The organism is Nocardia anaemiae NBRC 100462 (assembly GCF_001612725.1).
Lineage (GTDB): Bacteria > Actinomycetota > Actinomycetes > Mycobacteriales > Mycobacteriaceae > Nocardia > Nocardia anaemiae.
Genome location: NZ_BDAZ01000020.1, coordinates 63,775 through 85,480, shown reverse-complemented (window position 1 = coordinate 85,480; position 21,706 = coordinate 63,775). Strand labels below are relative to the sequence as shown.

Annotated in this window: 24 protein-coding genes and 1 tRNA gene; 10 read left to right on the top strand and 15 right to left on the bottom strand. The window is 65.9% G+C overall.

What is annotated here, in order from left to right; translation table 11 throughout:
* From NA5_RS14345 to NA5_RS14310, 9 genes are all read right to left on the bottom strand, one after another.
* Positions 1-1,276: ParB/RepB/Spo0J family partition protein (locus NA5_RS14345; RefSeq protein WP_062985944.1), on the bottom strand; the 1,276-nt coding region annotated here is incomplete at its 3' end.
* A 132-nt stretch (positions 1,277-1,408) separates the two neighbouring features.
* Positions 1,409-1,624, bottom strand: coding sequence for a hypothetical protein (locus tag NA5_RS14340; protein WP_062985942.1), 216 nt, complete (start codon positions 1,622-1,624; stop codon positions 1,409-1,411).
* A 114-nt stretch (positions 1,625-1,738) separates the two neighbouring features.
* Positions 1,739-2,971 carry a hypothetical protein gene (locus tag NA5_RS14335; protein WP_062985941.1) on the bottom strand — a complete coding sequence of 411 codons (1,233 nt, stop codon included), beginning with the start codon at positions 2,969-2,971 and terminating at the stop codon, positions 1,739-1,741.
* Between the two features lie 74 nt (positions 2,972-3,045).
* Positions 3,046-3,618: a hypothetical protein gene (locus tag NA5_RS14330; RefSeq protein ID WP_062985940.1), complete on the bottom strand. Its 573-nt coding sequence runs from the start codon at positions 3,616-3,618 to the stop codon at positions 3,046-3,048.
* A gap of 166 nt (positions 3,619-3,784) precedes the next feature.
* Positions 3,785-4,066 (bottom strand): hypothetical protein, encoded by a 282-nt coding sequence (locus tag NA5_RS14325; RefSeq protein WP_062985939.1) that lies wholly within the window; start codon positions 4,064-4,066, stop codon positions 3,785-3,787.
* Positions 4,063-4,203 (bottom strand): hypothetical protein, encoded by a 141-nt coding sequence (locus NA5_RS40345; protein ID WP_157110405.1) that lies wholly within the window; start codon positions 4,201-4,203, stop codon positions 4,063-4,065. The genes NA5_RS14325 and NA5_RS40345 overlap by 4 nt, the downstream gene beginning before the upstream one ends.
* Before the next feature lie 74 nt (positions 4,204-4,277).
* On the bottom strand, positions 4,278-5,693 hold the full coding sequence (locus tag NA5_RS14320; RefSeq protein WP_157110404.1) for a DUF3560 domain-containing protein: 1,416 nt from the start codon (positions 5,691-5,693) through the stop codon (positions 4,278-4,280).
* 92 nt (positions 5,694-5,785) lie between these two features.
* Positions 5,786-6,541: a hypothetical protein gene (locus NA5_RS14315; protein ID WP_062985936.1), complete on the bottom strand. Its 756-nt coding sequence runs from the start codon at positions 6,539-6,541 to the stop codon at positions 5,786-5,788.
* Between the two features lie 476 nt (positions 6,542-7,017).
* Positions 7,018-7,377 (bottom strand): hypothetical protein, encoded by a 360-nt coding sequence (locus NA5_RS14310; RefSeq protein WP_062985934.1) that lies wholly within the window; start codon positions 7,375-7,377, stop codon positions 7,018-7,020.
* Between the two features lie 383 nt (positions 7,378-7,760).
* Between NA5_RS14310 and NA5_RS14305 the strand changes: the two genes are divergently transcribed.
* A complete protein-coding gene (locus NA5_RS14305) occupies positions 7,761-8,651 on the top strand; it encodes an alpha/beta hydrolase (protein WP_063813374.1) in 891 nt (296 codons plus the stop codon).
* 377 nt (positions 8,652-9,028) lie between these two features.
* Positions 9,029-9,430 carry a hypothetical protein gene (locus NA5_RS14300; protein ID WP_062985930.1) on the top strand — a complete coding sequence of 134 codons (402 nt, stop codon included), beginning with the start codon at positions 9,029-9,031 and terminating at the stop codon, positions 9,428-9,430.
* On the opposite strand, the gene NA5_RS40340 is transcribed toward NA5_RS14300, so the two are convergent.
* From NA5_RS40340 to NA5_RS14285, 4 genes are all read right to left on the bottom strand, one after another.
* Entirely contained in the window at positions 9,359-9,967 is a 609-nt protein-coding gene (locus NA5_RS40340; RefSeq protein WP_157110403.1) for a hypothetical protein, read from the bottom strand. The two genes, NA5_RS14300 and NA5_RS40340, sit on opposite strands and share 72 nt — an antisense overlap.
* Positions 9,968-10,500: 533 nt before the next feature.
* Positions 10,501-11,556 (bottom strand): tyrosine-type recombinase/integrase, encoded by a 1,056-nt coding sequence (locus NA5_RS14295; protein ID WP_062985928.1) that lies wholly within the window; start codon positions 11,554-11,556, stop codon positions 10,501-10,503.
* Positions 11,553-12,008: an AbrB/MazE/SpoVT family DNA-binding domain-containing protein gene (locus NA5_RS39260; protein WP_157110402.1), complete on the bottom strand. Its 456-nt coding sequence runs from the start codon at positions 12,006-12,008 to the stop codon at positions 11,553-11,555. Before NA5_RS39260 ends, NA5_RS14295 begins: the two co-directional genes overlap by 4 nt.
* Positions 12,009-12,117: 109 nt before the next feature.
* Positions 12,118-12,202, bottom strand: a tRNA-Leu gene (locus NA5_RS14285).
* Positions 12,203-12,283: 81 nt separating this feature from the next.
* Here NA5_RS14285 and NA5_RS14280 point away from each other — a divergent pair.
* From NA5_RS14280 to NA5_RS14270, 3 genes are all read left to right on the top strand, one after another.
* Positions 12,284-13,444, top strand: coding sequence for a glycosyltransferase (locus NA5_RS14280; RefSeq protein WP_062985919.1), 1,161 nt, complete (start codon positions 12,284-12,286; stop codon positions 13,442-13,444).
* Positions 13,445-13,530: 86 nt separating this feature from the next.
* Positions 13,531-13,725, top strand: coding sequence for a DUF3046 domain-containing protein (locus NA5_RS14275; protein ID WP_062985975.1), 195 nt, complete (start codon positions 13,531-13,533; stop codon positions 13,723-13,725).
* Positions 13,726-13,798: 73 nt separating this feature from the next.
* Positions 13,799-14,995, top strand: a complete 1,197-nt coding sequence (locus NA5_RS14270; RefSeq protein ID WP_245672230.1) for an aminoglycoside 3'-phosphotransferase — start codon at positions 13,799-13,801, stop codon at positions 14,993-14,995.
* A 2-nt stretch (positions 14,996-14,997) separates the two neighbouring features.
* Here NA5_RS14270 and NA5_RS14265 read toward each other — a convergent pair whose 3' ends face one another.
* On the bottom strand, positions 14,998-15,513 hold the full coding sequence (locus tag NA5_RS14265) for a CGNR zinc finger domain-containing protein (protein ID WP_062985917.1): 516 nt from the start codon (positions 15,511-15,513) through the stop codon (positions 14,998-15,000).
* Positions 15,514-15,668: 155 nt separating this feature from the next.
* Between NA5_RS14265 and NA5_RS14260 the strand changes: the two genes are divergently transcribed.
* From NA5_RS14260 to NA5_RS14250, 3 genes are read left to right on the top strand one after another with little or no spacing between them, the layout of a single operon-like run.
* Positions 15,669-16,130, top strand: coding sequence for a VOC family protein (locus NA5_RS14260; protein ID WP_062985915.1), 462 nt, complete (start codon positions 15,669-15,671; stop codon positions 16,128-16,130).
* 35 nt (positions 16,131-16,165) lie between these two features.
* Complete coding sequence (locus tag NA5_RS14255) at positions 16,166-17,053, top strand: pyridoxamine 5'-phosphate oxidase family protein (RefSeq protein WP_062985913.1); 888 nt, start codon at positions 16,166-16,168, stop codon at positions 17,051-17,053.
* Between the two features lie 26 nt (positions 17,054-17,079).
* Positions 17,080-17,529 (top strand): nuclear transport factor 2 family protein, encoded by a 450-nt coding sequence (locus NA5_RS14250; RefSeq protein ID WP_062985911.1) that lies wholly within the window; start codon positions 17,080-17,082, stop codon positions 17,527-17,529.
* An 81-nt stretch (positions 17,530-17,610) separates the two neighbouring features.
* Here NA5_RS14250 and NA5_RS14245 read toward each other — a convergent pair whose 3' ends face one another.
* Entirely contained in the window at positions 17,611-19,017 is a 1,407-nt protein-coding gene (locus NA5_RS14245) for an MFS transporter (RefSeq protein WP_245672229.1), read from the bottom strand.
* 97 nt (positions 19,018-19,114) lie between these two features.
* Here NA5_RS14245 and NA5_RS14240 point away from each other — a divergent pair, with 97 nt between their 5' ends.
* Complete coding sequence (locus NA5_RS14240; RefSeq protein ID WP_062985909.1) at positions 19,115-20,137, top strand: Lrp/AsnC family transcriptional regulator; 1,023 nt, start codon at positions 19,115-19,117, stop codon at positions 20,135-20,137.
* Positions 20,138-20,343: 206 nt separating this feature from the next.
* Positions 20,344-21,390 carry a recombinase RecA gene (gene recA, locus NA5_RS14235; RefSeq protein WP_062985907.1) on the top strand — a complete coding sequence of 349 codons (1,047 nt, stop codon included), beginning with the start codon at positions 20,344-20,346 and terminating at the stop codon, positions 21,388-21,390.
* The last annotated feature ends 316 nt before the right edge of the window (positions 21,391-21,706 follow it).

Below are 21,706 nucleotides of genomic sequence, written 5' to 3'. Positions count from 1 at the left end.
CGGCGGCTTCCGCCGCAGCCCGACGCGCGGCAGCGAGCTCGTCGCCCCCGCCGTGGCCGTCTTGTTCGTCCTGGAAGGCGTCGCCGGTGTCGGTGCCGTCGGCACCGGTATCGGTATCGGTGTCCTTCTCGCGCTCACGCAGACCGGCTGCCTCCAGCCGGTCGCGCGGCAGGAAGTATTCGGCGAGAATCTGTTCGCGTTGTTCGACCTCGCGGGCGTGGCGCAGCCCGTCGGCAGGTTCGGTATCGGGGTGCTCGCGGGTGTCCCAGTCCACGGTGTCGGGGTCGATGAGAGCGCCGGTGTCGACCTCGACCCACACCATGTCCTCGCCGACCTCCAGCCACACCAGCCAGAAACCGGGGTGGGCGTTGATGTGGCTGATATCGACGGCCGTGCCGTCGGTGTCGGCCAGGTCGGCCGCCAATACCAGTGGTCCGTCGTCGGTGAATTGCGCGTCGTCGGGGTAATTGGTGAGGATCCCGACTCCGGCTTCGGCGTAGGGCAACGCCGCGGCCAGGTAGGCACGCGTTTCAGTCCGGTCTTGCGCGATCCGGTTGGCCTCGTAGGAGAACCAGTTGCGGTTGGCGCGCATGAGTCGTTGCACGGCGTCGGTGTCGCCGAGGTTGTCGTATTCGGCGATGAGCGCGGCCTGTTCGAGGTCGTATTGGCCCTCGTCGACCAATCCGCGGGCAGTGGTAGAGGTTCCGATCTTGCCCGCGCGTTTGACGTCGTCGCGTTTGGTTTGCAACGCCTTCGCGACCCGGGTGACCGAGGCTCCGAGGTCGAGCATCTGCGCGATGCCTGCGGCGCGGTCGCCATCGGTGAGCGGGATTCGGCGGTCGTTGACGGTGATCTGCTCGGTGATGCGGTCGATCTCGGCCTCAGCGGCGTCCACCGAGGGGTCGAAGTCGGTGACCCACACCGGCACCTCGGACTGTTCGAACGCCAGCGCGGTCAGGATGCGGACCTGCCCGTCGCGCACGACGTGGCGTCCGCCGGGCATCCGGATCACCTTGATCGGGTTCTTCACACCGTGCTCACGGATGGACTCGGTAACATCGGAGTGGTCTTCGAGCCGGAAGGTCTTACGCACGTTCTCGTCGATATCGAGCTCGGCGGGATCCATCATCGGCCCCCGACCCGCCACCGGCGCAGCGGGCACCGCACTGTCGCACTCGGCGGCGACCTCACTCGCGTCGGGTGTTGCGTCGTCGATGGTGATGGTTGTGCCGGTATCGATGGTGTCGGGAGTGGGTGTGTCGGTGTCGTGTGACATCGAATATGGCTCCTATCGTGAAACAGGTAGGCACCGGCCAGCTTTGGACTGGCCGGTGCCTGAGCGGATATGCGAGGGGTGAACCGGTGGCGGGCCGCCCGAGGGGCGGCGCGGTGGATTCGGTTGCGAGGGTTAGTTCTTGGTGCGGGCTGCGACGTTGATCGGGCGCAGGAACCGCGCGCCGTGGTCGTCGGGGGCGCTGTAGCCCCAGTGCTTGGCTTTCCAGTCCGGGTGCTGCTCACGCCAGCGGGTGACGGTGGGTTCACCGAGAGCGGTGACGGTCCCGGCGGTACCGAAATGTTCGGCGCTATCGAACTCGGTGCGGGTGATGGTCAGGGTGTCGGGCATGCGGAAACAACCTCCTTGCGTGGCGGGGCCCGGTGAGGGCCCACAGGGGGATGGATGAGGGAGAACAACGACTAGATCCGGTCGGCGGGCTGTGCCACGGGCTGCCGGTGGCGCTCAAACGAGGGACATCGCTTCCAGGGCGAGGTCGTCGAGGGTGTCGGCGCGGACAGGGTCGGGGATGGTTTGGGAGTAGCTGGTGACGGCGTTGGCGATCCCGGCGGCGGTGAGCTGGCCGCCGGCGATGAAATGGTTGAGGATGCCGGTGCGTTCGTCCTCGGTGAACCCCAACTTCTTGGACACGACTTCGATGGTGCGTTCGGGGTGGGCGACGGGAGTCGCGGCATGTCGCTCCAACTCGGTGACACGGGCGGTCAAGAACTCCGGGGACAGCCACTCGGCGACCTTGTCGCGGGTTTCAGCGGTGATCACCGCCAGGCGTTTGCGGTAGGTGTCCTGCGACCAGCTGCCGCCGACCTCGAGACGATCCCCGATATGGCGTTTGGTGTAGGCGAACATCGGCAACGTGAGCCCGTTGCCGCAGATTTCGACCATCAGTTCCGGTTTCAATGTGACCGCGTGATGGCCGATCTCGGAGTTGGAGAACCGGAACCCGGCGAACACGATCGGCTCGCTGCCGGGACGATAGCCGTGGCCTTCGCGGGCCGCGACCGGGCGCCATCGATCCAGTTCGCCTGTGGCGCGGCGGCGTTCGGCTTCGAGGTCGGGGTTGGCGAACGGGGTTCGATAGTTCGCCAGGAAACTCGGTGCCAGCGCCCGCACCTTCGGTGAGTACACCTTGCAGTGCATGGAGGACTCGGTCAGATCACACGAACGGACAGACACATCCGCATCCGCTTGGCGGATGCCCTCCAGTACGGCGGTGAGGACGTCGAGGTTGTCGATGATCCCGTAGCGATCCGAGAGCACCGCCCGCAGTATCCCGGGCTCGTCGGGGACTCCGGAGGTGAACAGGCGCAGCAGAAACGACCGGTCATCACCCGTGCTGGGCAGGCGCGGGTCGTCGCAGCCGTGCAGCAGGCCGTTGATGTTGGCGTCGTACAGATCGGTGCGCGATTCCTCACGCAGCCACTTCAGGTACCCGACGGGGATCTTGAGCTTGGATCCGAGGTGGGAGTCGGCGGCGGCGGTGGGCCGGTAGAGGCCGTCGACGAGGGTGAAACCCCGCTCGTCCATGACCGGTTCCACCCCGGACAACTGCAGCAGACCATCACTGGCGCGCAACGCCGATGCCGGGGCAACGACATCGAGTTTGGCGGCCTGCTGAGCATTCAGCAGCCCGACCAGGTCCCCCAACTCGGCGTGACGCACACAGGTAGCGATCGACATGAGTGAAAACTCCTCTCCGACAGGCAGATACAGGTGACAGGGCAGGGAGTACAGGCGTGGGCCGCCGTGCGGGTTCAGTGCTGTTGGCGCAGTGCGGCCACCAGCGCCCACGACGCGTCGACCTCGGCGCGGGCCGTAGCGTGGCGGCGACATGCGAGTTGCTCGAGGGTTTGGATGGCCTCCAGGGCGCGGGCGGTGTTCTGGCGGCGCTGCTCGGCCGCCCAGTGCCGATAGCGGGCGGCGCGGTCATCGGTGAGGAATTCACCGGTGATCTCGGTGACGGTGTCGGACACCAGCTCACGGATATCCGCGTCGGCCGTGTCCAGCGGATACCCCAGATGCACGTTCAGGTAGCCGGGTTCGCCCAGACACACCAGCGTGGTCGCGCCGCGCCCGGTCGGGCCGGGTTCGAACCGGGCGGTGACACGGGGATTGCCGAGGCGCTCATCCTCGACGACGAGACCGAAGAACCGCAGCACCACCATCGGGCGGGTCTCGGTGACCTGGTCGATGACCGGGTGATGCTCGGCCATGTCGGCGAACACCTGCCCACGGATCGGGGCGTCGTCGGAGGCGAACAAGGTGTAGGCGGATCCGTAGTCGGTGGAATTGGTGTAGGCGCTGACGGCGAATGCTGGAGCGGGCATGACGAATACGGGTTTCCTTCCGATGACGTGGTGTGTTCAGTTGGCCGCCCGGACGGGGCCGGAGAATGGCTGCCCGATCTGGGTGACCGGCGCCCGCGACCGGCGGCGCCGCGCGATCGCGGTGTCGGCGAAGTCGTTGGTGACGACCGCGGTAGCGAGGCCGAGCTCAGGGGCGCAGGGCTGCGGGCCGGGTGCACTCGAACTCAGGGCCGGCGCCGATGTCGCGGCCGTGGCACCAGTTGGTCCAAGCGTCGGCGATATTCGGGCGCGAACCGCCCGCGGCGACGAGGACGGCGAAGGCATGCCCGAAATCGATCGCCTCCCCAGCACCGACCCCACGCGCGTCGCACCAGCCACGCACGTAGCCGATGGCCTCGAAACACATCAACTCCGCGGTCCGGTTCCGCATCGCGGCGGTGTACTGCTCGAACTCCGGCACCCGGCTCATCGGTCCGCTCCGGAAACGTCGGCGACCTCGCCACAGATCAGGCACGCCCGCCAGGAGTTCGGGTTCGGGGACAGGGTGGTGCGCCGCTGGGCGAGGAACTCCGGCGGCACTGGTCGTGGCGGCTGGTCTGCGGACATGGCGAACAACTCCTTCATGAGATCAACGAGCCCACCCCGCACCCATGCGGGGCGGCGGTGACAGGGTTTGTTTGTCAGGCCGCTGTGGCGGGCAGGTAGGTACGGGCCTCGACGATGACCCGGACCTGGTTATGGACCTCTTCGGGCCAGCACACCGGCCCCGACACCGGGAACTCGGTGACCGGCAGCTCGATCGGCTCACCGCGTAATCGGCCCGGTTCGCGGCGCTGCGCGCTCACCCGCACCACCCCCGGGTCGGTGACCGGCTCCGGTGGGGTGGCATACCAGCGGTCGGGGTGCGCCCACACCGCGGCGTATTCGAGGCCACCGATTTTCCAGTACCAGCGATCGGACTGCGGGCCGCGGTGATGGTCGAGTTTGGTCTTCCCGCCACGACGTTTCGGACGCGGCGGCAACGGGCTCGCGTCGAGGTCCTCGAAGACATCCGGGAACCGGTCGCGGGCTTCGGGTTCGGTCATCACCGCGGTGATCTCGTGGTAGCGCACGGTGTAGTCGGTGGTGACCTCGCGATGGCAGGTCTGCTTGCCGAGGATGGTGTGCAGCGGCGTGCGCTGTTGCGGAATGTTGGCCACCGACACCGATTTCGTATTCACGCGAGTGACCTGCCGCCACGCGCGGCCACCGACGCGGACGAAGTCACCGACGCTGAAATCCGCGGGCCCCCAGCCCGGCGTCAGGCCGTCGGCGATCTGTTGATCGCGGACCTGGTTCCAGTAGGCAATCTCACCGGCGCGCTGGGCCATCCTGTCGATGACTCGCTGCCGGTACTCACCCGTTGCGGGGGAGTGGGTTTCGGCGTATTGGACCTCACCGTCGGCGGTTCGGGAGATCACGCGCGTGTGACCGTCGAGGGTGCGTTGATCGCCGCGCTGTTCGGCCTCGAGGGCCTCGATACGATTCGCCACGGTGCGTGGGGCGTAGCGGTGATCGGTGGTTCGCGCCGCCGCGTCGGCGCGAACATGCGCGTGATCGGCGTCCCGACCGGCCTGCACCGACCGGTCCCAAGCATCCCACGACTTCTCGATCGCGCGCCGGTGACGGCGTTCGGAGTGATGGCCGATCTTGACCGGCTCACCACCCGGCGGCAACGCCTGATAAGCACGCTCGTGCGCGGAGTCGGCAGCGACAGCTTTCGCGTCCTTGCGGATCGCCTTGTCCTGCAACGCCTGCACCCGATCGGCTTGGCGTGCGGCGCGGTCGCCTTCCGCGAGCAGGGGCGGGCGGGCGGTGCGATCGATCTCGATCTCGACGTCGAACCCGGCCTCCCGCAACGCTTTCGCGGCGGCGTCGATGGCGAACTGCTTGGGCTGGCGATCACGTGAGGACACCACGATCCACATGCCCAGGCTGCGAGCCCACCGCCAATGCCCGACAGCCTTTCTCACTCCCGTCGTCACTTCACAGGTGCCGTCGCCACGGACCGTGCCTTCCAACACGGTGCCTTCCACGGCGGTATGGGAAATCGTCACCACCGTCACCACTACCCTTTCTTGAATATGAACATGCGCATGAATGCATATAATTGGCGTGTGTTGGTCTGCCGGCTGCCGTGCGCAGTGGATCAGGTCAATGGGCCCCTGACGGTTTCGGGCAGGACATAGTCGTGTGGCCCGGTCTGGATCAGTTCGTCACGGGTGAAACTGTCGACCACGTGCCCGACCCAATGGGTGGTCAAGCCGGGGGAGGCACTGTCACCGTGTAGCCAGGCGTCGAACAGGTCGTCGATCTCGAACAGACGGCCGGTCGCGGGATCCTCGACACCCAACCAGGCGTCGTCGCCGCAACGGACCCGCACCAACGCCAATCCGGTGGCGGTTTCGATATCGGTGAACAGTGATCCGATCCGCTCGGCGGGCACCGACGCCAGCTGTACCGCGCCGAGGCAACCGGCGAAGGCGGTGCCATCACCGAACGCCCGCACGGAATCGGTGAGTTCACGGCGGCGCGCCTCGGTCACCGCGAAGACCACATCACCGAGCACCTCACCGATACTCGAAGACTTGACCCGGGCACGGACCTGCCCGAGTTCAGCGCGGGTGAGCGTGCCACCAACCATCCCCAGCAGATCCGCGACCGTGATCACCGCCAGATACGGCGCAGCGGTCGTCCGTGCCGGTCCTGCGGTCACCTCGGCGGATCCGGTCTGGTCGGTGCGAGTATCGGGCTCCTCGGCGCATCCCCCGACCTCGATATAGGCGCCAGCGGTGAGGTCGTCGTTCCGCACCTCAACCAGCCTTAGTCCGCCCTCCGCGACACCGACCTGGCCCGTCGAATCGAGACCGGACAGCCAGCTCATCAGCTCGAAAACCTCGATCATGACTCACCTCTTTCTGTTGCGTGAGTTGGTATTTCGGCGTGGCCGTGGCATGCGGGGCGTCGCCGCAGCGGGCGCGTGGACCTCGACAGACGGTGTCGTGAAGTCGGTACAGGTCGATAACCAGTCGGCCGGAGCCGGTCGCGCGGATGCTGATCAGCCCGCCACCACAGGCGTGACTGATCTCGACGATCCGCTCGTCGGGGCCTTGGTAGCGGCTGGCGACGCAGTCGATGATCACTTTCGGTCGAGCCATGATCGGATATCCTCCTGTCCGGGAAGAGCGCAACGCGTTGTATCGCTGTCGATGTTCATGGGATCCTGCGCAGGGCCGGGCAGTGCCGCGGCAGGGTCAGGCGGCGCGCAGAGATGCCGAGGGGATGAATGTCTCGGCGGTGTCCTCGAGTGCCAGCAGCGTGGGATCGGCGTGGCCACGCCATCGGATCTCGAACTTCCCGCGCGCCTTATCAGCAACCGAATCAGGTGCCGCGACATAGAACTCCTCCAACCGCGGATAGCCCTACAACGATGCCGTCCGCGGCGCGCGGACCTGCTCGGGCCACCTCGACCAGCCGCACCCTCCGCTCGGCCAGCAACGGCAGGACGTGCTCGGCGACCAAATCGCAGGCACTGGACCACTCATCACCGGTCTGGGCGACAATCACGATCAGATTCGACAGATCCTTCCGCAACTCCGGCGGCCGGAACCCCGGATCCAACAACGTCCGCACGATCGCCGCAGTGCTCTTCACCCCGAGGCCGTACGACCAGCACACCGGCACAGCATCATCCGGGAACGCCCCAGGGAGAGGGAACAATCCATCGGCATGATCGATCATCGCGGTCGCTCCTGTCCAGACGTCGGCATGCGCGACACCCGTGCGGGGCAATTCCGACGTAGGCGTCGTGCAGCGGTGAGCTGGTGAAGATCCCATCTAGCGGGGATCGTCGAATATTGGCCGCCACGGCGGTGGTGTTGAGTCGTGGCCCCGATCAGATACGCGGCCACCGGGAATGGAGCTATGCACACCGGCCGCCGCGGAATTGGATACGGGAGGTGGGCGCAGTGGAGGCCGATACCCCACGAGTCAGGAGACCTGCCAACAGCACTGACCATGCAGCTGCTCAAAGCTGGTCAGACGCAAGGATTTGAGAAGCCTTCGACAGCAGATCACCCGCGCCGTACGTTGATTACAAGACGGATGCAATGGGAGGAACCGCGATGCGTGTCGATATCGAATTCACCAGTGGCGCAGTGACCTTGCGGGGTTGGCTGTATCGGCCCGAGCAGGCGTCGGGCCTCGTCCCGCTGGTGGTGATGACGCACGGATTCGCGGGCGTCAAGGAATGGGTCGCCCCGTTTGCCGAGGTGTTCAGCAAGGCCGGTTTGGCTTGTCTGGTCTACGACCACCCCGGATTCGGGACCTCCGATGGTGAACCGCGTTACGAGGTAGACCCTTTCGCGCAGATCGAGGGTTACCGTGATGCGATCACCTTCGCGCAGACCCTGGACGGTATCGACCCGGAACGTATCGGTGTCTGGGGAACCAGCTTCGCGGGCGGCCACGTTGTGGTGGTCGCGGCGACCGACCGGCGTGTGCGCGCGGTCGTATCGCAGGTGCCACTGACCAACGGGTGGGCCAACTTCCGTAGCTTGGTGCCGGCGATCATGTTGCCGACCGTGCATGCGGCCATCGCCGCCGACCGCCAGGCCCGCGCCTCCGGCAAACCACACCAGACGATCAAGGCGGCCTCCGACGATCCGACCGAACTCGTCGCCATGCCCGGTATCGAGGTCTACAACTGGTTGATGGCCAACGGGCCGCAAGTCCCGACCTGGCGCAACGAGGTCACCCTCTCCAGCATCGACAGGTTCCAGTCCTACGCCCCAGAAGCGTTCCTACGCCGTGTATCTCCGACACCCCTGCTGATGGTGATCGCCGATCAGGACAGCCTGACACCTGCCGATATCGCGTTGCAGAGCTACGCCGAGGCACTGGAACCTAAACAACTGGCCCTGATCCCCGGCCCGCACTTCGCTGTGTACGAGGAGCAGTTTCAACGAGCCTCCGGTGTCGCTCGCGACTTTCTGCTCGCCAACCTGTGCGGATAACGCCTGGATCTGGTTCCGAATTTGCTCGCAACCTGGATCAGGCGTACGCCGAGTTAGCTGAGCGGCAAGACTGCGGCGACCAGATCACAAGTGCTGGAGCACTGGTCGCCAGTCTGGGCGAGCGCAGGAATCGAAATCGACAGATCATCGTTGAAATACAACCGAGACATGCCACGCGAGTGCCGGAGTATGATCGATCGCGGGAGAATCAGCAGGCAGACCCGACTAGGAGGTCGGTCATGTCGTCGCGTCGTCCGCCGCGGTCACCGCGGACAGTTCGATCCCCGGAAGCCCTTGAGCGACTGGAACGCTCGCGTGCGCGTATTCGCAAACGCCGAGAACAGGCACGTCAGCGGGAACGAGCGATCACCGACGCGGTGAAGCGGTACCTCATCGATTGGCAGGCGATCACGACGTGTGAAGCCAAGCGTGACCAGGAAATCGAGGCGCTGCGCCAGCAGATCAGCGCAGTCGAATCACGAGCCACTGAGGAGATCGCCCGCCACCGCGCCGACCAAGCTGTTGCCGCCGCAGTGATCCGTGACCAAGGTCAAACCGACGAAGATATCGCTGATCTGCTCGAAATCAGCGTCAAACAAGCCCGGCAACTGATCACCGCCGCACGCGCAACCGGTAACACAATGTCGGCGAGTGCATCACTGAGGCCGACCGCCACACCAACCACCTCTTCCGACTCGATATTGGATTCAGGCGCTGGCGTAACCACCGGCGTTCCACACGAACCACCGGAAGTGCTGCGGCGCGAAGGCTTGTCGTGAAGGGATGCCCGGTGCTGGCGAGAAGGGCCAGAACGCGACACCGCATCGATGGCAGTAGAAACCGGCTTGCCATACGGCGTGAGCGCGTCGACGTCCTCGTACGATCTTCCCGTTGCGGCGAATACGACGTACAGCGACGCTGAGCAGGAGGCCGCCAGGCGTTGTCAGGACCACGAAGAAGATCACGGTGGAAAGAGCCGCGACCGATCGCGATACTCCGGGATACGGATCGGCGACCGAGATGATTGCCGGAACGATCCAGCACATCGCTGGCAACAGCAGCACAAGCGCAAAGAAGGTCAGGCGCCCGGCTGGAGTACGTGCGGGCTCGCGGGCCAGACTCCGTGCAAGTGATGTGGTGTGCGTGCGCTCAACCGTGGCAGTACCGAACACCGGGACCAGGCCGGTTGAAGCTACACCAACGCCGGAATAGACGTCCGTTCCGGAACTGGTCGACACACCATCCGCATTCAACGCGGGCACACTCTGAACCGAGTCGAGCTGGCGGCAGTGTGGACACGTGAGGTCGATGTCCATGCGGGGGACCCCCTCCCAAGCCGTCGCGCTGTAGCGGCGCGGTTGTGGTGCTGGTACCTGCAACGAAAGCTCTGTGAGGTATCCAACACCTTCAGCGACCCGCTGTCGAGAGGTATTGGCGTGCTGATGCATTGGTGTCCCTTCCTGGCTGAGGGCTGAGGGCTGAGGGCTGAGGGCTGAGGGCTGAGGGCTGAGGGCTGAGGCGGATTCGGGCGATCCAGCTGCACATGGCCCAGACCGCAATGTTGTCGCGCTTATGGCTCCTGCTCGATCGGTGAAACGAAGCCCTGGGGGCCGATTGTTGGGAGCGGCTGGAAGCGCCGCTCGAAACGGGTCTGCCATGGGTGAGGTCGCGCCGGTGAACTGCCCGCGGTGGGCGCGGTGGGCGCGGTGGGTGATGCTCGAAACCCGGATCGGGCAGCGCATATCCCGGGGTCGCCCCGAGGACCGGCATTCGTTGTGGACCAATGTCGAAGAGTTCGTCCCAGTGGCTATCGCCGGCCTCGGGGCAGACAATCTGCCTGACTCCGTCTTTATGTCGTCATATGGTTCTTCTTTGCTGGCGTGTCCGTTGTGGCAAGGGGGTGGGGTTCCCCGGTGAGGTGGGCGAGGGCGGATGCGACTTCGTTGATTGTTGCCGTGGTGTAGACGCCGGTGGGTCCGGCGCTGCCGAGGGCATGGCGGGCGAATTCGCGTGCGGTCGCGCCGCCGTAGTGGCGCTCGACCCAGGTGGTTGTGGTGTGGCGCAGCCAGTGGATGGAGATGCCGTGGGTGATGACCCAGGGCAGATATCGGCCGAGGCGCTCGAACAGGTAGTTGTAGCGACGGCGAGTGATGGGCTTGCCGTTGCGTGTACGCAGCAGTTGCTCGTTCGGTGCGGCTCCGCGTTGTTCGGCGTGGCGGCACAGCGCGCGCATCAGTGTGGGGGAGACCGGCTGCCACAGTTCGGTGCCGCCCTTCTCCCGTAAGAGAATCACCGACTGCACGGGATCGAGATCTTGGGGACGTAAGGCCAGCGCACCGCCACGGCGGCAGGCGGTTTCGGTGTGCAGGCGCAGCAGCAGGGTGTCGAGCTGCGGGTCGTTGCCGGTGGTAGCGGCGACGCGGTTGATCTCGGTGAGGATGTCTTCGGGGAGCGCGCGCCGATTGGATCGAGTGCGCCGGGGTTTGGTCAGCCTCGCGGCCGGGTTGTCGCGCGGGTCGATGATCCGGTTGTCTTCGGCGTGCTTGTAGACGCGGCGCAGCGCGTCGATGACGTGGCGGACGACTTCCCGTCCGTCGCGCCCGTTGCGGCGGATCAGTCGCTGGGTCTTGATCACCTCGCACAGCCCCTGCAACTCCACGGGAGTCGGCTCGTTCAATGCCCGGTCGGCCCACCCCGGCTGGGCAAGAATCTTCGTCCAGTATGTCTGGTAGTGGTCGCGAGTCCGGCTCGCGGGCATGCTGTCCCGGACGGCAGGGATGTAGTCACCGAAGGTCGGGACGCTCGTGGCCGGAGGAGTGTCGTCGCTGATCTGGGCGACGGTGAGATTGAGCCGGTCCATCATCATCCTGACGGCGGCGATGTCGGCGTCGCTGCGCGCGCTCATCGGCCCACCCCCTCGCAGAAGCGGCGAGCGGCCATCTCGTCGAGGACATGCGGTGGGAAAACCACCAGCAGGCGTTGATCAGGATCGGCGGCCAACAGGACCCGGTCGTGATGCTGGATGCCTGCGGCGCGTCGTGCATGGGCGGGCAGGGATAGATGCCCATGCTTGGTGATCCCGCGGCGGCCGTAGCCGGGGCGGGTGATCACGATCAGCCCCGCAGCGATCCGCCAGGACAGGAGGTCACCGGGGTGCCAATCCAGCGCTCGCAGAACGGCTTTGTCGACCACGCGCCCGTTGGTGTCGACCGGCCGTACGCTGTACACCGCGGTGTGTGCCGGTGGTTGCTCCACGGTCGCCATCGGCAGACCGGCACCGATTCCGCAGCCATCGCCGCCGACGAGCCCTATGGAGGAGAAGGAAGGGATCAGCGGAGATACTGTGTCATCGGTCACATCGACCACCACCAAACGGAGCAAACCCGCAGGTGGCGGTGTACGACCAGAACAGAGTGTCCAGGCGATGCCCGGACCCGGTTTTTGGGGCATAAATGCCACAGCTCTGTGTCCGGAGGGGGACTTGAACCCCCACGCCCGATAAAGGGCACTAGCACCTCAAGCTAGCGCGTCTGCCATTCCGCCACCCGGACCGGTGTTGCTGAGCAAGGGTAACGGATGGGTGGGGAAGTGTTGAAATCGGTTGGCCCAGATCGATGTGGCAGGCTGGCCGCATGCGTGTTGCCGTTGTTGCCGGGCCGGATCCCGGCCATGCGTTTCCGGCGCTGGCGCTGTGCGAACGGTTCCTGGCCGCCGGTGACGATCCGGTGCTGTTCACGGGACCGCGTTGGTTCGACGCCGCCAAGCGGGCGGGTATCGCGGTGCGCAGACTCAAGGGGCTGGCGCCGCGCACGGTCGACGACGATAGCGATGCCGGTCAGCGCATTCATGAGCGTGCGGCGCATATTTCGACCGAAATCCTGCCCGATCTGAGCGCGATGCTCCCCGAACTCGTGGTGTCGGATGTGCTGACCGCTGGTGGCGGGATGGCTGCCGAGCGACTCGGGGTGCCGTGGGTCGAGCTGTCACCGCATCCGCTGTATCTGCCGTCGAAAGCCTTGCCGCCCATCGGAAGTGGCCTCGCACCTGGGGCGGGGGTGCGCGGTCGCCTGCGTGACGGCATGTTGCGCACCATGACCGCCCGCGCCATCCGCAATGGTGTGCGTCAGCGCGAGCAGGCCCGCGAAAGCGTCGGACTGCCCGCCGTCGACCCGGGCCCCGCCGTACGCCTGATCGCCACCCTGCCCGCGCTCGAGGTGCCGCGCCCCGATTGGCCCGAGCACACCCACATAGTCGGCCCGCTGCTGTGGGAGCCCACTCCGAAAATCCTCGAACCACCGCCCGGTGACGAGCCGCTGGTCATGGTGGCACCGTCCACCGCGCACACCGGGGTCGCGGGCATGGTCGAAACCGTGCTGGCCGCGCTGGATGGAGCAGGTGTTCGGGTGGCAATTTCCATGCTCGATACCCCGCCTGCCGATCTGCCGCCGTGGGCTACCGCCGGACTCGGCCGTCAAGACGAACTGCTCACCCACTCCTCGGTTGTGGTTGGTGGCGGTGGCCACGGTCTGCTCGCGAAATCCCTGCTCGCGGGTGTGCCGATCGTGACGGTCCCCGGTGGTGGCGACCAGTGGGAACTGGCCAATCGCGCTGCCCGCCAAGGCAGTTCGATTCTGGTCCGCCCGCTGACCGCCGATGCGGTACGTTCCGCGGTCCTGGACGTGCTCGATACGCCCGACTATCGGGACGCGGCGCGACGAGCGGCCGCGGGTATCGCGGAAGTCGCCGACCCGATCCGCATCTGCCGCGACGTGCTCAGCGTGCGGACCCACTAGTCGCCCGTTCGCCCGGGATCATCGGCGCTGAGGGCAATCGAACGGCCCGAGTGAACGGCCGCATCGGCGCGAGTATCTTGAATACGGTGCGGTTGACGGAGTTCCAGGAGCTGTTGCACACCGAGTTCGGTGTGGCCCGCGGCGATGCGCTGCTCAGGGACCACACCATCCCGGCATTGGGTGGGCGGACGGGCGCCGCCGCCATCGAGGCGGGCATCGATCCGCGTGACGTGTGGCGGGCGCTCTGCGCCGACTTCGACGTACCGAGATCACGCTGGTGATGCACCGCAGCGAGGGCACGATGAACGCAGCATCGCCGGTCACGGCGGAGCCGAGCGGCAGCGCGGCGCAGCGGTGACCGACCACGGATACCGCTTCGACGAGCGGCTGCGCATGATCCCCACTGATCACGGGGAGCTGGCCGCTCGGGTCGCGGCCGCGCGACCGGTCGACTTCGCCGAATTCCGCAAGATCGGCATCGAGCTGATGCTGCTCGGCCGCTACGCCGAGGCTCTCGATCACCTCGATCGCGCCCTGGAACTCGCGGATAGCGACTATCGCCGGACGTCGGTCTGGATCAATCTCGGCGATGTCTATCGCTACTGGGGTGACACTGTCACCGCCGAAACGCTATATCGCCGAGCCGTGGACCGTGCCAGCGACTCCGAGGTGCTCTCCTTCGCGCTGCAGCATTTGGGCAAAGCCCTCGCCGAACAGGGCAGACTGTCCGAGGCCAGGGCGCGGCTGACCGAGGCATTGAAACTGCGCGTCGTCGAGGGAGACGCCGAGCTGATCGAATCCACGCGCACCACCCTCGACCTCCTCGACGATCTGCCGACGACCTTGCCGCCGAGGGTCGCCGCGGTGCTGGGTGACCATCCCGCCTGGTCGGAGGAACACGAGGGGATGAGCGGCGATGTCGCGCACGTCGACGGCGCGTACTGGGTCAAGCGGGGACCGAGGGCCGCGGCCGAGCTTGCCCGGCTGAATTGGTTGCGGGACAAGGAGATTCAGGTTCCGCGCGTCGCTGTTTTCGAAGAGGATGTGCTGGTTCTCGCCGACGCGGGACTGCCGAGTCTGGCCGCTGAGCCGACAGCATCGGTGGGTGCGGTCATGGGCGGGCTGCTGCGGCGTCTGCACGACATTCCCGTCGCCGAGTGTCCGTTCGACGCCGGATTGGATGTCATGCTGGCCCAGGCGCGGCGCCGTGTGCTCGAGGGTTTGGTCGTTGTCGACGACTTCGACGACGACAATCGAGGCTCGACGCCGGAACAGATTTACCAGCGACTGCTCGCCGAACGTCCGCCGGACGAGGATCTCGTTGTCGCGCATGGTGATTTCACCCCGTCCAATGTCCTGGCCGGTGGTCTGCTGATCGACGTGGGCGGCTTGGGTGTCGCGGATCGATACCGCGATCTGGCGCTGGTCGATCGCGATCTGCGCGAAGACTTCGATGCCGACGAACTGAGCGCGTTCTACGCTGCCTACGGGCTCGCCGAGCCGGACCGGCGCCGACTGGACTACTACCGACTGCTCGACGAACTCTTCTGAGCTCAGCCCTTTTTCGCGTAGTGGCGTGCGGCCTTGGTGCGATTGCCGCAGGTCGCCATCGAATGCCAGCGGCGGGTGCCGTTTTTCGAGGTGTCGTAGAAGAACAGCACGCAGTCCGGATGGGCGCACTGGCGGATCCGGTCGGGTGCCTGGGCCAGTAGTCGCAGCAGATTGTCGGCAGCCAACCAGCCTGGGAGCCAGGTGATTTCGGGTACGTCGACCATATCGGCGGGACCGGCATCGGTCAGAGTGCGTCGGATCCGGCCGTGGTCGAGTATCTCGTTGAGTGCGGCGTGCGAGGCGTGTTTCACCACGTCGTAGATGGCGGTGCGGGCGGCCAGTACCGCCTGCAGGGTGCGCTCGTCCGCCTTCGCGCGATCGTCGAGTCCAGCGGTGGCCAGCCAGATGCCGAGGCCCGCGACATCGGTGAGCAGATCCTGTGGTCCGTCCTGGTTCCACCGGGTGTTCAGCAGGTCGAGCGCCAGCGGTTCACCGAGGTGGGGGCGTGGATCGGGCATACCTGAGGGTAACGATCTCCCTTTCGCCTCCACGGCAACCACCACCGTTCTAACTAGCTAACTCGATTTTATAGGTTGACGCAGGTGTCGGCCGGGGTTATGTTTCTAACTGTTCAAACGCAAGACAATAGTTACAAATTCCCAGGAGGATCACCATGACGACAGCCATCGCGCCTCAGCTCGCCACCGGACATGTCGGACTGAATGTCTCCGATTTGGACCGATCGGTGGATTTCTATCGCCGCGCATTCGGTTTCGAGCAACTCGCGGCCAGCACCGACGACGACAGGCGCTGGGCCTTCCTCGGTGCGAACGGCAAACTGGTGCTGACCCTCTGGCAGCAGTCCGATGGCACGTTTTCCACCGAAATCCCTGGCCTGCATCATCTTTCGTTCCAAGTCGACACCATCGAACAGGTGCGCTCGATCGAGGCGCTGCTGCGTGAACTCTCGGTGAGTTTTGCCCACGACGGCGTTGTCGCGCACGGCGAGGGCGTCGCATCCGGCGGCATATTCTTCACCGATCCGGACGGCATCCGCCTCGAGGTGTACGCGCCCACGGGCGCCGAATCCGCTCCCGCACCCAGCGGTGCCGCCCCGACGTGCGGATTCTTCTGAGCCCGTAGCGCTGTCGAACAGTTCAGGAGGATCTGATGACCCCCTTCCATTCGGGCGAGGTCGCCGTGCAGCGGCGAATGGGCCAGGCGCATATCGCCGATCGGGTGGGGCGGATGATTCGCGCCGACATCCCGGATATCGCGGCGGGCTTCCTGGCGCAGCAGCCGATGGTCGTGATCGCGGCCGCGGACCCGGCAGGTCGGGTGTGGGCGGGTTCGTTGATCGGATCGCCGGGGTTCGTGCACGTCATCGATGCCGAGACGATCGCGATCGACGCATCTCCGGCCGCCGGGGATCCGCTACGCGAAACGCTGACTCGTCCGGTCCGGATCGGCATGATCGCGCTGCAGCCGGAGCGGCGCAGGCGAATGCGCGTCAACGGTTCGGCTGCCCCGACGGAGACGGGACTGCGGATTACCGTCGATCAGGTGTATTCGAACTGTCCGAAGTACATCTCGCGCAGGCAGATCGAGTCGTATCGCCCCGGTGTCGATCCACCAGCGCCCCGGCATGGCACGGACCTCGATGCGCGCCAGCGTGCACTGATCGCCGCGGCGGATACCTTCTTCGTCGCCACCGCGGATACCGATGGCAATGCCGATGCCTCCCATCGTGGCGGGAATCCCGGCTTCCTGCAGGTACTTTCACCTACCAGGCTGAGATGGCCGGACTACCAGGGCAATTCGATGTTCATGACACTCGGGAACATCGCGGTGAACCCACGCTGCGGGATCCTGATCCCGGACTGGACCACCGGCGGAACCCTCCAACTCACCGGAACCGCCGAATTGTCCTGGGCGCCGGAAACCTTCACTGCCGGAGCTCAGTGCTCGATCGACTTCACCATTACGGAAGTAATCGAAGTACCCGGCGCGGGCCAGCTCCGCTGGGGCCCCGCCGAACTGTCTCCGGTCAACCCCTGACCCCGTTACCCGAGAAGGGAATTGCAATGCGACCTCCGCTGCCGCTGTTCGACCTGGAATCCGCCAGGGCAAAGGTGCGGGCCGCCGAGAATGCCTGGAATACCAGGGATCCCGAGCGCGTCGCCGCCGCGTACACCGAGGATTCGGTGTGGCGCAACCGCGACGAGTTCTTCACCGGACGCGCCGCCATCGTCGAATTCCTCACCCGAAAGTGGTCCATCGAAAATGGCTACGCACTGCGCAAAGACCTCTGGGCATTCGAGGGCAATCGCATCGCGGTCCGCTTCCAGTACGAATGGCATGACGAATCGGGCCGGTGGTGGCGCAGTTACGGCAACGAGCAGTGGGAGTTCACGCAGGAAGGGCTGATGTCGCGGCGCGAGGCCAGCATCAACGATGTTCGCATCGACGAATCCGACCGCCGCATCCGCGGCCCGCGTTCGGAAGGCGACGAATCCGTTCTACCGCAGCGGTAATCGGTATTGTCGGGTACCCCGTCTCCAGGCCGGGCGCCGCGTGTGCGGGATGCCCGGCCTTGCGGCAGCACTGGCTGGTGCTCAGGCGACGACGGCTTCCGGCTGGGCCGGAACGTCGGTAACCCGACGCTGGCGGTGGAACAGACCGAATGCGATCACGCCGAATACGATCCCGACTCCGGCCGCGACGCCGAAGGCCGCATCCAACCCATCCACGAACCGCGCCAATGTCATCGGCCGACTGTCATCGGCGGCCTCGCGGAATACGGTGCCGAGCACCGCCACTCCCAGTGCGAGGCCGAGCTGCCGTGCGGTATTCACTGCGCCAGCGGCGATCCCGCCCTGCTGCGGCGGCACCGCCGCCATCCCCACCGCGACCAGCGCGGGCGCGTTGACGCCGATACCCGCGCCGATCACCACGAATCCGGGAAGCAATGCGGCCCATGATGATTCGGTGTCGATGATGGTGAGCAGCCCGGTGCCGATACCGACCAGCACCAAGCCCGCGCCGATCGTCCACTTCGGCGAAACGTCGTGCAGCAGTTTGCCGAACGCACCGGCGACCACGAATGCCGTCGCCGCCATCGGCAGCATGGCCAGTCCGGCCCGCATGGGCGACATATGCAACTGCTGCTGCAGCCAGAGCGAAAGCAAGGGAGTGGCGGCGAAGGCCGCGAACGTCTGGCCGGACGCGGAGACCAGGGTGGCACCGAAGTCGCGATTGCCGAGCAGTGTCAGCGGGAACATCGCTGCCGCGCTGCGGGATTCGATGAATACGAAGACCAGCAGCGCGACCACGCCCAGTCCCAGGGCGAGCAAGGTAGGACGATCGGACCAGCCGTACTCACCGCCGCGAATGACACCGTAGGTGACCGCCGTCGCCGCGGTGGCGAACGCGAGCATGCCCGGCACATCGATAGCTCGATCCGCGTGCCGCGGCGAGGGCTGGAACACGATGGCAGTCAATACGATCGCCAATACCGCGATCGGCAGATTGACGAAGAAGATCCACCGCCACGACAGCGCCTCGGTGAGCACACCGCCGAGTACCACACCGATTCCGGCCGCCGCACCCGAGACCGCGCCCCAGACGCCGAAGGCGACACCACGATCACGGCCGGTGTAGGTGGAGTTCAACAGCGACAACGTGGTCGCGAACATCGCTGCTCCGCCGATGCCCTGAAGTGCCCGCGCCGCAATGAGACTCGCCGAGGTATCGGCAATCCCGCAGATCAGCGATGCGAGCGCGAAGACGACGAGCCCGACCAGATAGGCGCGCTTCGCGCCGATCCGGTCGGCAAGCGAACCGAGTACCAGCAGCAGCGCGGCCAGTGCGAGTGCGTATCCGTCGATCACCCACTGCAGTCCGGACAGGCCGGTGCCGAGATCGGCGGCGATGTCGGGCAGCGCGACATTGACGATGGTGACGTCGATGAGCAGCATCAGCGTGCCGAGGCACGCGGCGAATAAGGGCAGCCATTTCCTCACGGGAGCCTCCGAGGCGATTCGAACGATATCGACACTCAGCGTGCGGCAGCCGTTGATATCCACATAGTCACGCGGCCGTTTGCGTTAGATTCCTCCTATGCAATCCGAAGATGGCGCGGATTCCTCCGTGCTCGATGTGCTCGACAAGCAGATCCTGCACGCGCTGGTGACCGATGCGCGCATCCCGTTCGCCAAGCTCGGCGCCATCCTCGGGGTTTCGGAGCAGACGGTGGCGCGGCGCTACCGATCGCTGCGGCAGCGCGGCATTTTGCATGTGGCGGGGCAGGTCAACGCGGTGCCGCTCGGGCATGCGCGCTGGGTGATCCGGCTGCGGTCCACTCCGGACAAGGCGGCCCGGCTGGCCGAATCGCTGGCGCGCTTTCCGGATCTGAGCTGGGTCACCCTGCTGTCCACCGGATCCGAGGTGACCTGCGTCAGCAGGCCGCGCTCGGTCGAGCGGCGCGACAAGCTGTTGATGCAGACGTTGCCCCAGGCCAGTCAGGTGATCGGATTGACGGCCCATGAGGTGATCCACCGGTTCCCGCTCGACGAGGAGTGGCCGCATTTCGGACACCTGTTCACCGCGGCGCAACTGCGCGAACTCGGCCCGCGGCCGTTGTGGCGGGCCGATACCGGACCCGAAGCGCCGGTGGAACTTTCGGCGCAGGACGAGGCGATGCTGGCGCTACTCGGTCGCGACGGTCGCGCGCCGTACGCCCAGATCGCCGCCGAAATCGGTTGGACCGCAACGAGAGTGGCGCGTCGCATGGCCGAACTCGTGGAATCCCGGGTGCTGTACTTCGATCTCGATTTCGCGATCGAGCGGATGGGGTACGCCGTGCGGGCGGCGCTGTGGTTGCGCACCCGACCGGCGGATCTCGAGGCCGTTGGCACCGCGATGGCGACCCATCCGGAGATCGTCTTCATCGCCGCGACCACCGGGCCGACCAATCTGATGGCATCGCTGATGTGCCGCGATACCGCGCACCTCTACCGATATGTCACCCAGCGGCTCGGTGCGCTCGATGGGATCACGGATGTGGAGGTGACGCCCGCGCTGCGGGTGTACAAGCAGGCGCAGACGTTGCTGGACAGCGATCGGATTTCGCTGGGGCGCTGATGGGGTGTTCGGCGCTCGGAAAGGGGCTGCGACCGGCCGTAGCGCGGTGGTTGCCGAGTTCGGAAAGTTCGGGTGCGTGTTGTCGGGCGCGTCGCTTGACTCGAACATCTGTTCGTCTAGGCTGGTCGCCAGAACTTGTCGGTGCCGCCCTCTAATGTGGGCGCCAACCAAGAACGAGACTTACCCGTCGAAAAGGGGATCAGGATATGGCACCACAGGCCTACGACCGTGACAAGGCGCTCGAGTTGGCGCTGGCTCAGGTCGAGAAGAGCTTCGGTAAGGGCGCGGTCATGCGGCTCGGTGAGGAGGCGCGCCAGCCCATTTCGGTGATCCCGACCGGATCCATCGCCCTGGACGTGGCGCTCGGCATCGGCGGTCTGCCGCGCGGCCGCATCATCGAGGTCTACGGTCCGGAGTCCTCGGGTAAGACGACCGTCGCACTGCACGCGGTGGCCAATGCCCAGGCCGCGGGCGGTGTCGCCGCCTTCATCGACGCCGAGCACGCGCTCGATCCCGAATACGCCCGCAAGCTGGGCGTCGATACCGACGCACTGCTCGTCTCCCAGCCCGACACCGGTGAGCAGGCGCTGGAAATCGCCGACATGCTGGTGCGTTCGGGCGCGATCGACATCATCGTCATCGACTCGGTGGCCGCGCTGGTACCGCGCGCCGAAATCGAGGGCGAGATGGGTGACAGCCACGTCGGTCTGCAGGCACGTCTGATGAGCCAGGCGCTGCGCAAGATGACCGGTGCGCTGAACAACTCCGGCACCACCGCCATCTTCATCAACCAGCTGCGCGAGAAGATCGGCGTGATGTTCGGTTCGCCCGAGACCACGACCGGTGGTAAGGCGCTGAAGTTCTACGCCTCGGTGCGCCTGGATGTGCGCCGCATCGAGACGCTCAAGGACGGCAGCGACGCGGTCGGCAACCGTACCCGCGTGAAGGTCGTGAAGAACAAGGTCTCGCCGCCGTTCAAGCAGGCCGAATTCGACATCCTCTACGGTCAGGGCATCTCCAAGGAGGGCTCGCTCATCGATATGGGTGTCGAGCATGGCTTCATCCGCAAGTCCGGCTCCTGGTACACCTACGAGGGCGATCAGCTCGGCCAGGGCAAGGAGAACGCCCGCAAGTTCCTGCTGGAGAACACCGACGTCCGCGACGAGATCGAGAAGAAGATCAAGGAAAAGCTCGGTATCGGCGCCGACGTGACCGCAGAAGGCGCGGCCGCCGAGGTCCCCGCCGACTTCTGATCCGATGACCCCTCGGCGCCCAGACCCACACCCCACCCGGGACGCACCCGATTCAACGCGACCCGATCCGGTAACCGAGGCCCGCCGACGCCTGAACGAACTCCTCTCCGCCTCGGGCCGCCAACCCGTCCCAACCACTACCGGCGAGCCCGAACTGGATCGGGTGCGGTGGTCGGAGGCTGAGGATTTCCGGTCGGATGCGCCCGGAGTGGGGCGAGGGGCTGAGCGGGATTCGGGGGGATCGGATTTTCGGGGGAGAGGGCAGGGGGATAAGCGGGTCCGGTCGGCCGAAGGTGGTTTGGCCGATTCGGACATC

What these genes read in the sequence shown, in the direction of transcription:
- NA5_RS14310 (WP_062985934.1), bottom strand. Translation starts at nt 7,377, where the DNA reads ATGATCGATCATGCCGATGGATTGTTCCCTCTCCCTGGGGCGTTCCCG.
- NA5_RS14330 (WP_062985940.1), bottom strand. Translation starts at nt 3,618, where the DNA reads ATGCCCGCTCCAGCATTCGCCGTCAGCGCCTACACCAATTCCACCGAC.
- NA5_RS14305 (WP_063813374.1), top strand. Translation starts at nt 7,761, where the DNA reads ATGCGTGTCGATATCGAATTCACCAGTGGCGCAGTGACCTTGCGGGGT.
- recA (WP_062985907.1), top strand. Translation starts at nt 20,344, where the DNA reads ATGGCACCACAGGCCTACGACCGTGACAAGGCGCTCGAGTTGGCGCTG.
- NA5_RS14265 (WP_062985917.1), bottom strand. Translation starts at nt 15,513, where the DNA reads ATGCCCGATCCACGCCCCCACCTCGGTGAACCGCTGGCGCTCGACCTG.
- NA5_RS14340 (WP_062985942.1), bottom strand. Translation starts at nt 1,624, where the DNA reads ATGCCCGACACCCTGACCATCACCCGCACCGAGTTCGATAGCGCCGAA.
- NA5_RS14255 (WP_062985913.1), top strand. Translation starts at nt 16,166, where the DNA reads ATGACCCCCTTCCATTCGGGCGAGGTCGCCGTGCAGCGGCGAATGGGC.
- NA5_RS40340 (WP_157110403.1), bottom strand. Translation starts at nt 9,967, where the DNA reads ATGGACATCGACCTCACGTGTCCACACTGCCGCCAGCTCGACTCGGTT.
- NA5_RS14295 (WP_062985928.1), bottom strand. Translation starts at nt 11,556, where the DNA reads ATGAGCGCGCGCAGCGACGCCGACATCGCCGCCGTCAGGATGATGATG.
- NA5_RS14280 (WP_062985919.1), top strand. Translation starts at nt 12,284, where the DNA reads ATGCGTGTTGCCGTTGTTGCCGGGCCGGATCCCGGCCATGCGTTTCCG.
- NA5_RS40345 (WP_157110405.1), bottom strand. Translation starts at nt 4,203, where the DNA reads ATGTCCGCAGACCAGCCGCCACGACCAGTGCCGCCGGAGTTCCTCGCC.
- NA5_RS14240 (WP_062985909.1), top strand. Translation starts at nt 19,115, where the DNA reads ATGCAATCCGAAGATGGCGCGGATTCCTCCGTGCTCGATGTGCTCGAC.
- NA5_RS14250 (WP_062985911.1), top strand. Translation starts at nt 17,080, where the DNA reads ATGCGACCTCCGCTGCCGCTGTTCGACCTGGAATCCGCCAGGGCAAAG.
- NA5_RS14260 (WP_062985915.1), top strand. Translation starts at nt 15,669, where the DNA reads ATGACGACAGCCATCGCGCCTCAGCTCGCCACCGGACATGTCGGACTG.
- NA5_RS14325 (WP_062985939.1), bottom strand. Translation starts at nt 4,066, where the DNA reads ATGAGCCGGGTGCCGGAGTTCGAGCAGTACACCGCCGCGATGCGGAAC.
- NA5_RS14335 (WP_062985941.1), bottom strand. Translation starts at nt 2,971, where the DNA reads ATGTCGATCGCTACCTGTGTGCGTCACGCCGAGTTGGGGGACCTGGTC.
- NA5_RS14315 (WP_062985936.1), bottom strand. Translation starts at nt 6,541, where the DNA reads ATGATCGAGGTTTTCGAGCTGATGAGCTGGCTGTCCGGTCTCGATTCG.